The sequence below is a fragment of the Rhizobium sp. ZW T2_16 genome (genome assembly GCF_044987325.1).
GTDB lineage: Bacteria > Pseudomonadota > Alphaproteobacteria > Rhizobiales > Rhizobiaceae > Neorhizobium > Neorhizobium cellulosilyticum.
Genome location: NZ_JBJDRG010000004.1, coordinates 183,276 through 200,546, shown reverse-complemented (window position 1 = coordinate 200,546; position 17,271 = coordinate 183,276). Strand labels below are relative to the sequence as shown.

General features: G+C 58.4%; 14 protein-coding genes and 1 pseudogene. 12 read left to right on the top strand and 3 right to left on the bottom strand.

Going from position 1 to position 17,271, the window contains the following annotated elements; genetic code table 11:
* Window positions 1-2: 2 nt before the first annotated feature.
* Window positions 3-1,205 carry an exo-alpha-sialidase gene (locus ACI3K0_RS13810; RefSeq protein ID WP_404945458.1) on the bottom strand — a complete coding sequence of 401 codons (1,203 nt, stop codon included), beginning with the start codon at window positions 1,203-1,205 and terminating at the stop codon, window positions 3-5.
* A gap of 391 nt (window positions 1,206-1,596) precedes the next feature.
* Between ACI3K0_RS13810 and ACI3K0_RS13805 the strand changes: the two genes are divergently transcribed.
* From ACI3K0_RS13805 to ACI3K0_RS13775, 7 genes are all read left to right on the top strand, one after another.
* The gene (locus ACI3K0_RS13805; protein ID WP_404945526.1) at window positions 1,597-3,072 is read left to right on the top strand and encodes an ABC transporter substrate-binding protein; all 1,476 of its coding nucleotides are present in this window, start codon (window positions 1,597-1,599) and stop codon (window positions 3,070-3,072) included.
* 85 nt (window positions 3,073-3,157) lie between these two features.
* The gene (locus tag ACI3K0_RS13800) at window positions 3,158-4,072 is read left to right on the top strand and encodes an ABC transporter permease (RefSeq protein WP_148144632.1); all 915 of its coding nucleotides are present in this window, start codon (window positions 3,158-3,160) and stop codon (window positions 4,070-4,072) included.
* Window positions 4,073-4,086: 14 nt separating this feature from the next.
* Entirely contained in the window at window positions 4,087-5,019 is a 933-nt protein-coding gene (locus ACI3K0_RS13795; RefSeq protein WP_206827277.1) for an ABC transporter permease, read from the top strand.
* Window positions 5,012-6,631 carry an ABC transporter ATP-binding protein gene (locus ACI3K0_RS13790; RefSeq protein ID WP_183685388.1) on the top strand — a complete coding sequence of 540 codons (1,620 nt, stop codon included), beginning with the start codon at window positions 5,012-5,014 and terminating at the stop codon, window positions 6,629-6,631. The genes ACI3K0_RS13795 and ACI3K0_RS13790 overlap by 8 nt, the downstream gene beginning before the upstream one ends.
* Before the next feature lie 24 nt (window positions 6,632-6,655).
* A complete protein-coding gene (locus ACI3K0_RS13785; protein WP_404945457.1) occupies window positions 6,656-7,537 on the top strand; it encodes a dihydrodipicolinate synthase family protein in 882 nt (293 codons plus the stop codon).
* Window positions 7,538-7,893: 356 nt separating this feature from the next.
* Window positions 7,894-8,649 carry a fumarylacetoacetate hydrolase family protein gene (locus tag ACI3K0_RS13780; protein WP_404945525.1) on the top strand — a complete coding sequence of 252 codons (756 nt, stop codon included), beginning with the start codon at window positions 7,894-7,896 and terminating at the stop codon, window positions 8,647-8,649.
* 202 nt (window positions 8,650-8,851) lie between these two features.
* Window positions 8,852-10,000, top strand: coding sequence for an iron-containing alcohol dehydrogenase (locus tag ACI3K0_RS13775; RefSeq protein WP_404945456.1), 1,149 nt, complete (start codon window positions 8,852-8,854; stop codon window positions 9,998-10,000).
* A gap of 108 nt (window positions 10,001-10,108) precedes the next feature.
* On the opposite strand, the gene ACI3K0_RS13770 is transcribed toward ACI3K0_RS13775, so the two are convergent.
* Window positions 10,109-10,951, bottom strand: a complete 843-nt coding sequence (locus tag ACI3K0_RS13770) for a helix-turn-helix domain-containing protein (RefSeq protein WP_183685385.1) — start codon at window positions 10,949-10,951, stop codon at window positions 10,109-10,111.
* Window positions 10,952-11,185: 234 nt separating this feature from the next.
* Here ACI3K0_RS13770 and rhaB point away from each other — a divergent pair, with 234 nt between their 5' ends.
* From rhaB to tpiA, 5 genes and pseudogenes are all read left to right on the top strand, one after another.
* A complete protein-coding gene (rhaB, locus tag ACI3K0_RS13765; protein ID WP_206827286.1) occupies window positions 11,186-12,661 on the top strand; it encodes a rhamnulokinase in 1,476 nt (491 codons plus the stop codon).
* Complete coding sequence (locus ACI3K0_RS13760) at window positions 12,661-13,932, top strand: L-rhamnose isomerase (RefSeq protein WP_404945455.1); 1,272 nt, start codon at window positions 12,661-12,663, stop codon at window positions 13,930-13,932. Before rhaB ends, ACI3K0_RS13760 begins: the two co-directional genes overlap by 1 nt.
* Window positions 13,929-14,783: a rhamnulose-1-phosphate aldolase gene (gene rhaD / locus ACI3K0_RS13755; protein ID WP_404945454.1), complete on the top strand. Its 855-nt coding sequence runs from the start codon at window positions 13,929-13,931 to the stop codon at window positions 14,781-14,783. Before ACI3K0_RS13760 ends, rhaD begins: the two co-directional genes overlap by 4 nt.
* A gap of 12 nt (window positions 14,784-14,795) precedes the next feature.
* Window positions 14,796-15,128 carry an L-rhamnose mutarotase gene (gene rhaM / locus ACI3K0_RS13750; protein WP_148144640.1) on the top strand — a complete coding sequence of 111 codons (333 nt, stop codon included), beginning with the start codon at window positions 14,796-14,798 and terminating at the stop codon, window positions 15,126-15,128.
* Window positions 15,129-15,309: 181 nt separating this feature from the next.
* Window positions 15,310-16,008, top strand: a pseudogene (tpiA, locus tag ACI3K0_RS13745) (triose-phosphate isomerase); the annotation flags it as partial.
* A 146-nt stretch (window positions 16,009-16,154) separates the two neighbouring features.
* Here tpiA and ACI3K0_RS13740 read toward each other — a convergent pair.
* Window positions 16,155-17,240, bottom strand: a complete 1,086-nt coding sequence (locus ACI3K0_RS13740) for a branched-chain amino acid aminotransferase (RefSeq protein ID WP_206827891.1) — start codon at window positions 17,238-17,240, stop codon at window positions 16,155-16,157.
* Window positions 17,241-17,271: the final 31 nt, after the last annotated feature.

Here is a 17,271-nt window from a genome sequence, read left to right as displayed (position 1 = left end):
GATTATTCTCCCGCTTCTGCACTCGAACTGGCATTGGCCCAGCCCGGAGCCAGACGAACATATTTGATGGCGCGCCTGTAATAGGTGTAGGCGATGTGGAGGCTGCCGTCTGATCCTTCCAGCAGCCACGGATAGGACATTTCCTTGTTGTGGCCGTCGATTGAATTGTTCGACATGCAGGTGCCAGGACCATTTTCAATCACGATCCGCTGTGAAAAACTTCTGGCACCATCAGCCGAAATGCAGACGGAAACCGGAGCGCGTGGCACGCCCCAGATGGGCACGCAGCCGCCATCCGGGTTGGCATCCGGCCGGTCGTCTTCTTCGCCCAACTCATCGTAAAGCGACGCGCGGCGATCTGCAGACATTTCCGCATTGGTCGGGTTGCAGATCATTGCGATCCGGCCGTCTTGCAGGCGGATCGCTGCAATTGAAGAATTGTTGTTTGGCACATCGGTTGCCTGTGGCGCGGACCAAGTTCGGCCGCCGTCCCCACTTTCCGTGCGATAGACGGAATCGGCCTGGCGGCGGCGGAATACTGCCGCCAGTTTATTCTCGCCGATCAAGACAGGGCTCATATGTACGCAACCTGTCGACTGGTCGATATCCTCCAGTCGCCATGTCTTCCCGCCATCTTCGGAGATGCCGACAGCGGCACGGTCATGGCTGCCATTCCACTTTTGGCCTGGACGCTGGATGCAGCGGAAGATCGGCAAAAGCCACGCGCCATCATCGCGTACCACCAGAGGAGCGCGAACGAAACAGCCGCGCGGCAGATCGAGATATTGCCCCTCGCTTGCCGTCAGCTTGGTCGGGTCGCAGGCATCGCGCGAAATCTCCGCCAGACGAATCCGGCATTCGTCCTGATTGCCGGATGGCTGCGAGGTGTGAAACAGGATGAGCTTGCCATCAGGTGCGGCAAACAGAACCGGATTCTGTTCGGAATGATCTGGGTCGAAGCTCAGCCGCTGCGGCTCGCCCCATTGGTCGGAGCCTTCAGGCAGGACCGAAGCAAAGATCGAGATATCCGACTTCCCTTCTAGCGTGCCGCCAAACCAGGCGCAGATAAGTGCGCCTTCATCGGTCATGTGAAGGAAGGAAGCATGGTTCTGGATCATCGGAGAGGCCAACATGGCCTCATGTCGTCCATTTCCGGCAACGTTTACCGCGCCGTTCATGGCGGATGCAATCTCTTCAGGCGTCATCGGGGTCTCCTCTTGACCCTATGAAAATCACTCAAATAACAAAGTTGTCAAGTTTGAAAAAAAACGAAATTTGCCATTGATGACCCTATGTTGCGATACATCTATCTGAAATTAAATCGTTTTATGAAAGTTAAGTTTGTACAAATCGATAGTTCCGAATATTTAATTTGACAAACTTATCGAGAAATCCGATGGTCGGTGCCAGCTCGATCAAGGCGATCGTTAAGGACGGAGGCATCCCGACCGACGCACAGGGCTTCAGGAGGAGTGCCTTCAGCACGCGAACGCCAATGCGCCGCGAGATGAGCAGCAAACGGTGCGACATGCACCCCAGAGGGAGGAAATGACATTGAAAACCTCGCATCTATTTGGAGCCGTTCTTGGCTCTGTCATGGCATTCGGTGCCGGCATTGCACCGGTTCATGCCGCGTCTACGGATATCAAGATCGTTCTCCCGGAAGAGGCAGACCTTCTCGAGCCGTGCATGGCGACCCGCTCAAATATTGGTCGCGTCATCATGGAAAACGTCAGCGAAACGCTGACCGAGCTCGATGTCCGCACCAAGAACGGTGTGATGCCTCGTCTGGCTGAAAAGTGGGAGCAAAATGCCGATGGAAGCTGGCGTTTCCATCTGCGCCAGGGCGTGAAATTTTCCGACGGCAAGGCTTTTGGCGCCAAGGATGTCAAATATAGCTTCGACCGCATTTTCAGCGACAAGAATGTCTGCGAATCCCGCCGCTATTTCGGTGGCATGAAGTTTGACGTGAAGGTCGTCGACGACAACACGATCGATTTCAAGGTTGATCCAGTCCAGCCGATCTTGCCGCTGCTCCTGTCGCTCGTCACCATAGTTCCGGAAGGCACGCCGCTAGAATTCGTTCGCGAGCCGATTGGCACCGGTCCTTACAAGCTGTCCAACTGGACGCCGGGTCAGCAGATCGTGCTTGATGCGCGTGACGATTACTGGGGCAAAAAGCCCGCCGTCACCAAGGCAACCTACGTCTTCCGCGCCGATCCTGCCGTCCGCGCCGCCATGGTTCAGGCCGGTGAAGCCGATCTCGCACCGTCGATCTCGCAGGTCGAAGCCACGAACGAGAAGACCGACTTCTCCTATCTCGACAGCGAAACGGTCTATCTGCGTATCGACGGAAACATCGCGCCGCTTAACGATGTCCGCGTCCGCAAGGCACTCAATCTGGCGATCGACCGTCAGGCGTTCCTTGGTACACTCGTGCCGCAGGATGCTGTTCTGGCAACAGCCCTTGTGCCGCCGACCACGCTCGGCTGGAACCCGGACGTCAAGGTTTTCCCGTATGATCCGGATCAGGCCAAGAAGCTGCTTGAAGAAGCCAAGGCTGCCGGCGTTCCGGTCGATACTCCGATCACAGTCGTCGCCCGTACTGCGAATTTCCCCAACGTGACGGAAATCATGGAAGCCGTCCAGGCGCAGCTGCAGGACGTTGGTTTCAAGATCGACCTGAAGTTTGTCGAAGTCGCCGAGCACGAAGTCTATTACTCGAAGCCATTCAAAGAAGGCCGTGGCCCGATCATTGTCGCTGCCATGCACGACAACTCCAAGGGTGACCCGTCCTTCACCATGTTCTTCAAGTACGACTCGAAGGGTACCCAGTCCGGTTACGCCGACCCCAAGGTCGATGATCTCATCGCCCGCGCTTCGGCCGCCACCGGTGATGAGCGTGCAAAGCTGTGGTCGCAGCTGATCGCCTATGTCCACGACGATCTTGTCGCCGACGTCCTGCTCTTCCACATGGTCGGTTATTCTCGCGTATCCGAACGTCTGGACTTCAAGCCCAGCATTGCCACCAACGGGATGCTGCAGCTCTCTGAAATCGGCTTCAAGAAGTAACTACCGCCAGGCGATTTGATCGCCCTATCGAAGCGAAGTGGGCGGCGAGGCGTTCGCCGTCCATTCCAGCAAGATCGAGGTCCCAATGCTCAGATTCATCCGCAAACGCGCCCTCGCCAGCCTTATCTCGCTGATCGGGCTGCTGGTCATGGTATTCTTTCTGTCCCGCCTGACCGGCGATCCGGCATCGCTCTTTCTTCCCGTCGAAGCGTCGGCCGAAATGAAGGCCGAATTCCGTGCCCTGCATGGGCTGGACCAGCCGCTTCTCGTGCAGTTTGGCCAATATGTCGGCGATGTCGTCACCGGTGATCTGGGGGAGAGCCTGCGCAAGGCCCGTCCCGCACTTGACGTCGTGCTCGAAGCCTTCACATGGACTCTGTGGCTTGCGGTCATCACCATGACGCTGGTCACAGTCTGCGCCATTGTCGTCGGTTCGCTCGCAGCCTTCCGCACCGGTGGCTTTTTCGATCGCTTTTCTTCGATGTTGTCGTTGATAGGCGCCTCCGTACCGGATTTTTGGCTGGCCATCGTCGCCATCGTTATCTTCGCCATCCAGCTTTCCTGGCTGCCGACCTCCGGTACCGGTACGCTCGCCCATTGGATTCTGCCAATCTGCGTTCTGTTCGTGCGTCCCTTCGGCATCATCGTTCAGGTGGTGCGCGGCTCGATGATCTCGGCGCTTTCTTCCGCCTATGTGAAGACTGCACGCGCCAAGGGGGTCAAATCCGGCCCGATCATCTTCGTTCATGCACTGCGCAACGCCATGTTGCCGGTCATCACGGTTATCGGCGATCAGGCGGCAAGCCTCTTGAACGGTGCTGTCATCATCGAGACGATATTCGGGTTCCCCGGTGTCGGCAAGCTGATGATCGACAGCATTCTCCAGCGTGACTTTAACGTCGTGCTAGCGGCGATCCTCGTCACCGCTTTCGCCATCTTCCTCATGAACCTCGTGATCGACCTCGCTTACGCGCTTCTCGATCCGCGCATCCGCTACTGAGGATCGACATGACCATGGCCATTCAATCTACCCACACCCCAAAAGAAACAGTCGCGGAAGAACCAAGTGCCATTGTGCGTATGGCGCGTATGCTTTGGGCAGACAAGTTCGCCCTCTGTGCCGCAATCTTCCTCGTCTTCGTCATCGTCATGGCGATCATCGGCCCGACATGGCTCGATGAGCTTGCGACCAAACAAAACCTGCGTGGCCGTAACCTTGCGCCATTCATGTTCGACCGCGAATGGTATATGTGGCTCGGCGCCGATGCGCTTGGCCGCCCGCTCTGGCCGCGCATCATCGTCGCCACCCAGAACACCATGATGGTTGCTGCAGGTGCCGTTGTCATCTCGGCCATCGTCGGCACGCTGCTCGGCCTTATCGCCGGTTTTGCGTCGGAACGTGTCAGTCAGGTCATCATGCGTCTGGCAGACGTCATCATGTCCTTTCCGTCATTGCTGGTGGCTGTGATCGTTCTCTACATCCTCGGTTCGTCCATCCTCAACCTCATGCTGGTACTCGCGATCACCCGTATTCCTGTCTATCTGCGTACCACCCGAGCGGAAGTTCTGGAAATCCGCCAGCGTATGTTCGTGCAAGCCGCACGGGTCATGGGGGCGTCGTCCAACCGTATCCTCTTCCGCCATATCCTGCCGGTCGTCATCCCTACGCTGACGACGTTGATGACGCTCGATTTTGCCTATGTCATGCTGGCGGAAAGCGCGCTGTCCTTCCTCGGCATCGGCATCCAGCCGCCGGAAATCACCTGGGGCCTGATGATCTCTCAGGGCCGCCAGTACCTCACCAATGCCTGGTGGCTGTCCTTCTGGCCGGGCCTTGCGATCATCCTCACCACGCTCTCGCTCAACCTTCTGTCCAACTGGCTGCGTATCGCGCTCGACCCCGTGCAGCGCTGGCGCCTGGAAATGAAAGGACCGAAACATGGCTGATCATCTGCTTGAAGTCCGCAACCTCTCGGTCGACTTCCACACCGCATCAGGTGTCGTGCACGCCGTGCGCAACATCTCCTACCATCTCGATCGTGGCGAAACCCTCGCCATCCTCGGCGAGAGCGGTTCCGGCAAGTCGGTGTCGTCCTCGGCGATCATGAATCTGATCGACATGCCACCCGGCAAGATCTCCTCCGGGGAAATCCTGCTCGACGGCAAGGATCTCCTGACGATGAGTGGTGAGCAACGCCGCGAAGTCAACGGCCGCCGGATCGCCATGATCTTTCAGGATCCGCTCAGTCATCTCAATCCGGTCTACACGGTCGGATGGCAGATGCGCGAGGCGCTGAAAACGCACGGCATAGGCAATACGCAGGCCCAGGCCGAGGCGCTCCGCCTCTTCAAGCGCGTCGCCCTGCCCGATCCGGAACGCGCGCTCGACAAATATCCGCACGAGTTTTCCGGCGGCCAGCGCCAGCGTGTCATGATCGCCATGGCGCTTGCCCTGAAACCTGACCTTCTGATCGCCGACGAACCCACCACGGCTCTTGACGTCACGGTGCAGGCGGAAGTGCTGAACCTGCTGAAGGAACTCCAGCGCGAAACCGGCATGGGTGTGCTGATCATCACCCACGATCTTGGCGTTGTCTCCGAAGTCGCCGACCGCGTCGTCGTCATGGAAAAGGGCCAGCTGGTCGAAAGCGGCACGGTGCGCGAGGTCTATCACAATCCGCAGCACGCCTATACGAAAAAGCTGATCGCCGCCGCTCCCGGCAAGGGCGAAATGCATGAACCGGAAGCTTCCGGCGACGCCATCCTCAGCGTCAAGGACGCCCGCAAGTTTTACGGCGGCTTCGAAGCCCTGAAGGGCGTTTCCTTTGATCTCAAGGCTGGCGAGACCGTTGCTGTCGTCGGCGAAAGCGGCTCGGGAAAATCCACGCTCGCCCGTATCCTGCTGCGTCTCGAAGAAGCGGATGGCGGGACTGCAAAATGGAAGGGCAAAGACCTTTTCACCATGTCGCCGGGTGACCTGTTCAAGCTGCGCCGCGATCTGCAGATGGTGTTTCAGGACCCAACCCAGTCGCTGAACCCGCGCATGACTGTCTACCAGCTGATTTCCGAGGCCTGGGTCATCCATCCGGAAATTTTGCCCAAGGCGAAATGGCGCGAGCGTGTCGCCGAGCTGCTTGGTCAGGTCGGCCTTTCTTCCGAACATATGGGCCGTTATCCGCATCAGTTCTCCGGCGGCCAGCGCCAGCGTATCGCCATTGCCCGCGCGCTTGCGCTTGAACCGCAACTGATCGTCTGCGACGAGGCCGTCTCGGCGCTCGACGTTTCGGTTCAGGCGCAGGTGATCACGCTTCTCGACAAGCTGCGCAAGGAAATGGGCATCGCCTTTATCTTCATCGCCCACGACTTGCCGCTGGTGCGCGATTTCGCCGATTATGTGATGGTCATGCAGAAGGGCGAAGTGGTCGAATTCGGCACTGTCGCGCAGGTCTTCGACAATCCGCAAAAGCCCTACACGCAGGCCCTTCTTGCCGCCAGCCTCGATCCGGACCCGGACGTGCAGGCGGCCAACCGCTATGCCCGGCTGGCAGCCGCATCCTGATTTGATTGATTCCGGAGTAGAATGATGACCAAGAAAGCCTTCGTCGCGATCGTGACATGCTTCAACGACGACGAAACGATCAATTATGAAGCGACGCGCGCGCAGGTGCGTCGTCAGGTGGCGGCCGGCAACAACATCATGTGCGCCGGCACCAATGGCGATTTCTCCGCGCTGACACACGGCGAAAAGATCAAGCTGCTCGAGGAAGTGGTCGATGAAGTCGGCGGCAAGGTCGACGTCATCGTCAATGCCGGCATGCCCGCCACGTTCGAGACGCTGCAGCTGGCAAAAGAATTCGACCGCATCGGCGTCACCGGCATCGCCGTCATTACCCCCTTCTTCATCGCCTGCACGCAGGACGGCCTGATCCGTCATTTTTCCACCGTCGCCGATGCCGTCAACACACCGGTCTATCTCTACGACATCCCGGCCCGCACCCAGAACCACATCGAGCCGGAAACCGCCCGCAAGCTTGCAGCCCACGGCAACATCGCCGGTATCAAGGATAGTGGCGGCGCACAGGAAACGCTGGCCGCCTATCTGCAGGTTTCCAAGGACGTTGAAGGGTTCGAAGTTTATTCCGGCCCTGATCATCTGGTCCTGTGGTCGTTGCAGAACGGCGCTGCCGGCTGCATTTCAGGCCTGGGCAATGCCATGCCGGACGTTCTCGCCGGCATCGTCGGCGGCTTCAACTCGGGCAATATAGAAGAAGCCCAACGCCAGCAGGAAATCTACACTGCCTTCCGTACCGATCTTTACGCCCACGGTTTCCCGCCTGCCATGGTCAAGCGTGCGCTCTATCTTCAGGACGCTTCCGTTGGTGCCAGCCGTCAGCCAGCACTTCTCCCCAACGCTGAGCAGGACGCCAAGATCGGCGAGACACTGAAGAAGTTCGGCCTGCTCTAAGGGAGGCAATTATGTCTACTGCTGTCGCTACGACGTCGCCCGGTCGGGCGGCATGGCCGGTTGCCGCAACTGCTTGAGGAAACCGGCTGGGAAATCATCCGCTGCACCGATACAGCGCTACCAGATGGCGGCCTGCCTCGGCATATGGGAAGTCGATTTCCCAGCTGTTGGGCGGGTATCGGTCAATTCGGCGACGTTTATATGTCGGCATGATAGATTCATTGCTGCCGCATGCCGAACGTCTTGGCCTTGAGCTTCAGAAACCTTTGTAACAACGGCATATCGGAACAGTAGGGTGATACCCGACACGCCAAATCAAAACCTGAGCAATTCGGAGATGATAAATGAACGATAGTCTGTCGACGGTTTTCGATGTTCAGGCGCTCGCCGACAGCTTGTATGCGTTACGCGAAGCGTGCCGATCGCAAGCGACCGCCGAATTTTCTTTGCCTCAGAACTTGGTGACCGCGATGCAGGCTCAACAGACACTTGCCGCAAAGGAAGGCGTACCGGGTAACGCCTGGAAGGTGGCGATGTCTCCTGATAAACATGCTGTCGTGGCGCCGCTGCACCCTTACGTCGAAACCTCACGCGATGCGGAATTGCCCTATCTTCCCGGCATGAAGTTCGAGGTGGAAATCGCCGTCCGCCTCGGCCGATCCCTTCCGATCAAAAGCGATCTCTATTCCCGCGTAGAGATCTATGATGCGGTTTCAGAGGCTTATCTCGGAGCGGAACTATTGTCGTCTGCCATAAAGGAGGGCGGAACACTGTCTTTCCCGCTTTTCGTGGCAGATCGCATAGGAAATCGCGGATACGTGCTAGGCCCGGCTGTCCCTAAAACCCTCGTTGATACGGTGGGTGAGGCTGAGCTAATCGTCACCCAGGGGGACAACCCGATCTATAAAGGACCGGCAAAGCATCCGGTTGGCGATGTTCTTGCGTGGCTGGTCGCCTATGCGAACGACAGTGCCCGTCCCGGAAACTCGCTGAAGGCCGGTGCGATCATCACGACCGGTGCTCTTTCTGGCGCAATGCTGTTGCCGGGATCTGGCAAGGTCGAAGTTCTGCTATCCAAGGTGCATGCGTTAAACGTGGTGCTCATGGCATAAACTCTCCGACTGTTCGACGCTGCCGCGCTCTCCTGCCATGTTCCGACCTCTAATTTCCGGCCATGCAGGCTGCAACAATGTCCAAGGCACAAAGGCTTCCTCGTTCGGCCTTCGCTAAACTTCCGGTCACCAAGGAGATTATCAGCAGGAGCGCTGCCGTCCATAGAAGCGGCAGCCTCCCGATCAGGAGGAAAAGAACGAGATGGCATTTCGACTGTGTTTCCCAAAAATCAACATCAGCGGTGCCGGCAGTCTGGCCGAAGTTCCCGGTGAGCTTGCTGCTCGCGGCTTGAAGCGGCCGGTCATTATCACCGACGCGACGCTGGTGAAGTTCGGACTTGTCGCACCACTTCTGGAAGGCTTGAAAGAAAAGGGTATCGAGGCTTTCGTTTACGATGGCGTCGTTCCCAACCCGACCGTTCCGGTCGTCGAGGCTGCCTACAAGGTGTTTGTCGACAACAAGTGCGACGCGATCATCGGTGTCGGCGGCGGCAGCCCGATCGACACGGCCAAGGCCGTGCGCATCCTCTCGGCCAATCCCGGCCCGATCACGCTTTATGAAGGTGTCGGCAAGGTCGCCAAGGCAGGCGCATTCCTGGCTGCCGTCAACACGACTGCGGGAACTGCCGCTGAAGTCACCTCCAACGCGGTCATCACCGATCCGGTCGCTCAGGTGAAGATGGTCATCATCGACGCCAACATCATCCCGGATATTTCGGTCAACGATTCTACCATGATGACCGGTATCCCGGCTGCAACGACAGCTGCAACCGGCATGGATGCTCTGACCCATGCAATCGAAGCCTATGTCGCCAAGGGCGCGCATGTGCTGACCAATTATGCAGCGCTCGAAGCGATCCGCCTGATCGCGGCCTATCTGCCGCGCGCAGTCAAGGATGGCAAGGATCTGGAGGCACGCGAGATGATGGCCTATGGCCAGTTCATTGCCGGTCTCGCCTTCAACAGCGCCGGTCTCGGGCTCGTCCATGCCATGGCGCACCAGCCGGGCGCAGTGAAAGATCTTCCGCATGGCGTCTGCAACGCAATCCTGATGCCGCTGGTCGAGGAGTTCAACCGTCCTTATGCCGTCGAACGGTTTGCACGCATCGCCGAAGCAATGGGTGTCGATATCAAGGGATTGAGCATTGAGGATGCCTCCAAGGCCGCGATCAAGGCGATCCGCGATCTGTCGGAAACGGTCGGCATTCCCAGCGGCTTTGCCGAACTTGGCGTAACCGAGGACGACTTCCCGCTCTGGGTCCAGAAGGCACAGAAGGATCCTTGCGCACCGGGCAACCCGGTCGCGGCCACGGATGCGGATATTCTGGACCTCTACAAGAAAGCTCTGTGATTACGCGCGGAAGCGCGATTTGCGAATAGACACGAAAGGCCCGCTCATAAGGCGGGCCTTTCGGCGTTCCGGCCGCAACGCCGGCCGCCTCATGCCCCTTGTTCGGGTTCAGGCGTGGTTGTGACGCGGCATGCGACGATATTCGCTCGGCGCCATGCCGGTCATCTTGCTAAAACTGTAGGAAAAATAGTTGCTGTCGTTGAAGCCGCAGGAAAAGGCGATGTCGGTGACGCTGTCATTGGTCGCGCGCAATGCCCGCATGGCTTTGCTCAGTCTGAGCTTGACGAGATAGTTGTGCGGCGTCGTGGCCGTCGCCTCGCGAAACAGCCGGCTGAAGCTGCGCGAGGAATAGCCGAAGCGCTGAGCGACACTTTCGAGGTCGATATCTTCGGTGCAATTGTGCCTGAGATAGTTGAGCACATGTCCGAGGCGTGCCGAATTCGGCAGGCCGCGTGCGTCCGTGGCGAATTGAGAGCGCGACAGGATGATCGAGAGCTGGTTGAACAGCGCCTCCGACATCGCGTCCGAAAGCGGATCTGACCGGCGGGCCTCGTTCTCCAGCGCTTCGATCAGCGGCTTGACCTGCGCAAGTACATCCTCGGTAACCTGCCAGTGGCGCCTCGTGCCATCTTCCCCATCTGCCGAACGCCGCATGATGTCGAGAAAATCATAACGCCCGGAGGCCCTATCGGGCCGAAACAGGATGTTGGTCAGGTAGAGGTCGTCGACCTGCTCATAGGCGTGGTGGTCCTCTGCCTTGATGTAGAAAAGTTCGCCGCAGGTAATGAAGTGCGGTTCATCATTCAACATGTGCCAGCCATTGCCGGAAAGAACGATCATGACCTCGTGAAAGTCATGGTCATGCAGAGGAAACGGTGTCTGCGGAGTTCTTTCCTCCACGATGACCGTTTGAGCGTCTGAGCGGAAAAATTCCTTGGCCAAAAGCTTCATCGAATCAAAACTTCATAATCGCGCACGATGTTACAGATAGCCCATTCGAAGACGCCGATCCGGATCTGCATCAATGCGGCGCTGCGACTTAATAATGCAGCCAGGCAGCTTGCCGCGAAAGCCCCGGTGTCATCTTCGAATAATGACACGTATCAGCAAATCTCATGTCTGCATCTTCAAGGCGCCATGCCCATCAACAGGGCTAAGCTGCTGAAAACGAACAAGAGAACAAGCATGAAAGTGCCTGAGAAAATCGTTGCCGTCGATATCGGTGCCAGCAGTGGCCGTGTTATCCTGAGCGAAGTCAGGGATGGCATTTTGTCGCTGACGGAAATCCACAGGTTCGAAAACAACCTGTGTGGCGACGATGTCTTTGCGCATCAATGCTGGGATCTCGATTTCCTTGAAGCCGAAATGCGAAAAGGGCTGGCGATTGCCCAGGAGCAGGGGGGGCTGGCGAGCGTCGGGGTCGATACCTGGGGCGTTGACTACGTATTGCTGGACGACAATCTGGAGCGCATCGGCCCCGCCGTGTCCTACCGGGATCATCGCACCGACGGCATGATGGAGACGGTCTTCGCTGAGATCTCGCGCGCCGAAATATACCACCGCACCGGCATCCAGTTCCTGCAATTCAACACGCTCTTTCAGCTAGCAGCCACCGTTCGTCAGCATCCCGAATGGTTGGCTCGCGCCCGCCACTTCCTGATGATCCCGGACTATCTGCATTTCCGCCTCTGCGGCGTGCTTTCCAACGAATACACCAACGTGACGACGACGCAGTTATTCAATCTGCATGAGAACGATTGGGATACTGATCTGCTCGAAGTCGCGGGATTGCCCAAGACGATGATGATGCATCCGGTCGAGGCAGGCACCATCATCGGCGAGATACCGGCCTTGCAGAGCGAGGCAGCCATCAAGGTCGTTGCCCCGGCCACCCATGATACGGGGTCCGCGGTTGCGGCCGCACCGTTGGAAACCGAGGATGAGGCCTTCATCAGTTCGGGCACATGGTCGCTGATGGGGATCGAGAGCAAGACGCCATTTGCCGATGCTGAGGCGCTGGCCGCAAATGTCTCGAACGAAGGCGGTGTCGAGCGGCGTTACCGCGTCCTCAAGAACATCATGGGTTTCTGGCTTATCCAGCGGGTCCGCAAGGAACTGGGATCACCGGATCACGGCGGGCTCGTGTCGGAAGCGCGTGACGGCACGCCCTGGCGAAGCCTGATCAATCCCCAGGAGGCGCGGTTCCTCAACCCGGATAACATGACGGCGGAAATCCAGGCGTTCTGCCGGGAGACGGGACAGCCCGTACCGGAGAGCGCCGGCGCCCTTTCGCGCTGCATCTTCGATAGCCTGGCCCTTTCCTATCGCCAGGTGAAAGAGAAGCTGGAAACCCTGCGCGGGCGTCCTGTCAATCGTATCCGTATCGTCGGTGGCGGCAGCCAGAACGACCTCGTCAACCAACTTTGCGCCGATGCTTGCGGCGTTCCGGTAACGGCCGGTCCGATCGAGACGACGGCGCTCGGAAATGTCTGCGTGCAGATGATCGCCCTCGGCCAGCTTTCCAACCTCGATGAAGCGCGCGCACTCGTGCGCCGTTCATTCCCTCTAACCGAATATCTTCCCCGCCAGCGTGTACCCCAAGCCGTCTGGGATCGTTTCCAGTCGTTTAGCGCGCTGCCTGCTCTAGAAGGACAAGATTGATGAGCCAATCACAGAAAGTCGAAGCCGCCTATACCATGGCGCGTGATGTCTTCGCCGCGACCGGGATCGATACCGAGGCGGCTCTCAACCGCCTCGACAGCATCCCGATCTCGATGCATTGCTGGCAGGGCGATGACGTTCGCGGCTTTGAAAACCCGGCGGGCGAACTTACCGGCGGTATTCAGGTCAGCGGCAACTATCCCGGTCGCGCAAGCACTCCGGGCGAATTGCGCGCCGATCTCGATTTCGCCATGGCACAGATCCCGGGCCAGAAGCGGCTCAATCTTCACGCCATCTATCTCGAAACCGACAAGCCGGTCTCGCGTGACGCGATCGAACCCCACCATTTCCAGAACTGGGTCGAATGGGCCAAAAAAGCCGGCATTGGCCTGGATTTCAACCCGACCTGCTTTTCGCATCGCTTGAGCGAAGATGGGCTGACGCTCAGCCATCCCGACAAGGCGGTGCGCGATTTCTGGATCGCCCATTGCCAGGCAAGCCGCAAGGTCAGCGAATATTTCGGCAAGCAGCTCGGCACGCCATCGGTGATGAACATCTGGGTGCCGGATGGCATGAAAGATTTGCCTGCCGACCGGTTTGCACCGCGTGAGCGTCTCGCTCAGTCGCTGGATGCGATCATTGCCGAAAAGATCTCGCGCGAGTTCCACAAGGATGCCGTCGAGAGCAAGCTTTTCGGTATCGGAGCCGAGAGCTACACGGTCGGCTCCAGCGAGTTCTGCATGGGTTATGCCACGAGCCGCAAAACGCTGCTTTGCCTCGATGCCGGTCATTTTCATCCGACCGAAGTCATCTCCGACAAGCTGTCGTCGGTGCTGCAATTCGTCGATGAAGTTTTGCTCCACGTCTCTCGCCCGGTCCGCTGGGATAGCGACCACGTCGTGCTGTTTGATGATGAACTGCAGGCAATCGCCAACGAACTGATCCGGGGCGACGTACTTGGCAAGGTCAATATCGGCCTCGACTTCTTCGATGCCAGCATCAACCGCGTGGCGGCCTGGGTGATCGGCACGCGCAATACCCGCAAGGCGCTTCTGCGCGCTCTGCTTGAGCCGGCTTCCAGGCTGAAACAGGCGGAAAGCGAACGGGATTTCACGACACGATTGGCGATAATGGAAGAAGCCAAATCAATGCCGTGGTCTGCGGTTTGGGATTTCTATTGCCTCAGCAGAAACGTGCCGGTCGGCATCGCCTGGCTGGACGAGGTTAAAAATTATGAACGCAACGTGCTGAGCAAACGAAAGGCCGCATGATCATGACACTGCATACTGCAAATTCCTGGTTCGTAACCGCCATGGTCAAGGCGACCTCGGACATGTGGCTGAAGGGGTGGGACGAGCGCAATGGCGGCAATGTCAGCCTACGCTTGCTGCCGGAGGACGTTGCTCCCTATCTGGCGCAGTGGCCTGCAAACCGTAGCGCTCCGATCAGCGATCCGCTGCCGGAACTGGCCGGCCAGTACTACATCGTTACCGGAACCGGAAAATATTTCCGCAACGTTCAGCTCGATCCGGCAGCCAATATGGGTGTCGTCCAGGTGGCACCTGACGGAACCTCGGTGAAAATCCTCTGGGGCTTCACCGATGGCGGCGCGCCGACCTCCGAGCTTGCCTCCCATCTGAAGTCCCACGGCGTTCGCCAGAAGGTCAGCAATGGCCGCGATCGTGTCATCATGCATTGCCATGCGACCAATCTCCTGGCGCTGACCTATGTGCTGGATCTCGATCCGGCCAACGTGACCCGCGCCCTATGGGAGAGCAGCACCGAATGCCTCGTCGTCTTCCCGCAGGGGGTCGGCACCATGGGCTGGCTGGTTCCCGGTACCGATACGATCGGCGATGCGACCGCCAGGGAAATGGCCAATCACACGCTGGTCATGTGGCCCTTCCACGGTATCTTCGGCACGGGCGACACGCTTGATGAAGCCTTCGGCCTGATCGATACCGCCGAAAAGGCAGCCGAAGTTCTCGTCAAGGTCGTCTCCATGGGCGGTGCCCGCCAGACGATTACGACCGCCAACCTCATCGATCTCGCTGCGCGCTTCGGCGTCGAGCCGATGGCGGAAGCAATGGCGATCGAAAACTGGCGACTTGCCGGAAAATAAGGGATCAAAGCCATGGTCGCAGTGGAAACGAAGATCCGGAAGGCATTCGTCATGCAGGTCTTTGCCGACAAGCATGAGGAATACAAGCGTCGCCATGACGAGATCTGGCCGAAGCTTGCCGAGACACTGAAGGACCATGGCGCATCCTCTTACGCTATCTATCTCGACGAGGCGCGTAGCCTGCTTTTCGCCTCTGTCGAGATAGTGTCGGAAGAGCGCTGGGCGGCTGTCGCCGACACCGCGATTTGCAAGGAATGGTGGGCATTCATGACTGAAGTGATGCCCAGCAATCCCGATAACAGCCCTGTTTCGCAGGAATTGAAGGAAGTTTTCTACCTGCCCTGATCAGCCAAAATGTGCCGACGAGAACATGTCTCGCGACGGTGAGCTGGAATCCGGAAATAAACGGTGCGACGGGGTTGGATGCAGCGATGTCACACATTTTCGTTGTGGCATCGCTGAACTGAAGACAGAGAATAACGAGATGCGGGCCAGCGGAAGCCGGGTTCGCGGGGAGAGATATGTCATGGGACCGGTGCCGAAGCCGCTTATTGCCGGGAACTGGAAGATGAATGGCATGCGCGGTAGTCTTGCGCAGATCAAGGAGATTGCAGCCAGCAACATGCTTGCTTCAGGCAAGTTCGATGCGCTGATTTGCGTACCAGCCACGTTACTGCATTCAGCGACCTTAATGACGGCAGATACGCCGTTGAAAATTGGAGCGCAGGATTGCCATGATCGGGAAAACGGTGCCTACACCGGAGATATTTCCGCCGGCATGATTGCCGATAGTTTTGGCAGCCATGTCATCATTGGCCACTCCGAACGACGCACCAGATACCGTGAAGACGACGCCCTGGTGCGATCCAAGACAATTGCCGCACATAAGTCCGGATTGATTGCCGTCGTCTGCATCGGCGAAACGGAAGAGGAGAGATCGAGCGGCCGGACGCTCGACGTGCTTCGGTACCAACTGGCTAGATCATTGCCCGACGGCGCGACGGGAGAGAATACCGTTATTGCCTATGAGCCGGTTTGGGCGATCGGTACAGGTCGTACGGCCTCGATCGCAGATATTGCAGAAGCACACCGCTTTATCCGTTCCGAACTCTGCAAACGCTTCAATAGCGAGGGCGATCGCATGAGGATTTTGTACGGTGGGTCGGTAAAACCCTCGAATGTCGATGAAGTTCTGCACGTGGAAAACGTGGATGGAGCGCTTGTCTGAGGTGCCAGCCTGACGGCCAATGACTTCCTGTCCATCTGCAGCGCCTATTGACGGTCCTCGCCGTCAACCAATCGGTTTTCGGGGCGCCCGTCGCTTCTATATGACGGGCGCCACCAAGTCCTCAAGTGCGGATGCGCGCGGCCTCAGCTAACCGGGATCGAGTGAAGCCAACCGTGGCTGTCGGCAAGTGCCTGGGTCTGGATACCGACCAGCTTGTCTCTTAACAGGGTCGTGACCGCTCCCGTCTCGCCGGTGCCGATGGTGAGCGAGCCGCTGCGATGCTTCAATTCTCCGATACCGGCAACGACAGCCGCCGTGCCACAGGCGAAGGCTTCGACCAGGCGGCCGGAGGCGACATCCGCCTGCAGCTCGTCAAACGCGTAAGGGCGTTCTTCAACGGCGATATTGTTGTCCTTCGCGAGCGTCAGGACGGAGTTGCGGGTAATGCCGGGCAGGATTGTGCCGAGCGGCGGCGTGACCATCGATCCGTCGTTGAAGACGAAGAAGATGTTCATGCCACCGAGTTCCTCGATCCATTTGCGCTCGGCGGCATCAAGGAACAGGACCTGATCGCAGCCTTGGCTGCCGGCTTCGGCCTGGGCAACCAGGCTTGCTGCATAATTGCCGCCACACTTGGCAGCACCCGTGCCACCGACAGCCGCACGGGTATAATCTTCGGAAACCCAGATCTTCACCGGCTTGGCGCCGCCCTTGAAATAGGGACCGACAGGCGAGGCGATGACGCAGAAGATATATTCCTTCGACGGCCGGACACCGAGGAAGGACTCGTTGGCGAACATGAAGGGGCGAAGATAGAGGCTGCCGCCATTGCCTTCCGGCACCCATTTCCTGTCCACGGCGACCAGCTTCTCGATGGCGGCGAGAAAATCCTCTTCAGGCAGTTCGGGCATTGCGAGCCGGCGTGCCGAGGCGTTGAAGCGTTTTGCGTTCTGATCCGGGCGGAACAGCACGACCTTGCCATCGGCAGCCCGGTAGGCCTTCATGCCTTCGAAGATTTCCTGCGCGTAGTGAAGCACGCTGCTGGCCGGATCAAGAGCGAAGGGTGCACGAGCGGTTACCTGCGCCGAATGCCAGCCCTTGTCGGCGCTCCAGTGAATGACGGCCATGTGATCGCTGAACAGCGTTCCGAAACCGAGGTTCTGGAAGGCGAGGGCGCGATCGGCCTCTGCCATGGGTTTAGCATTCTTGACGATTTCGAATTCCAGCATGGGTCACCTAGAGATATGGATCGGCCGCTCA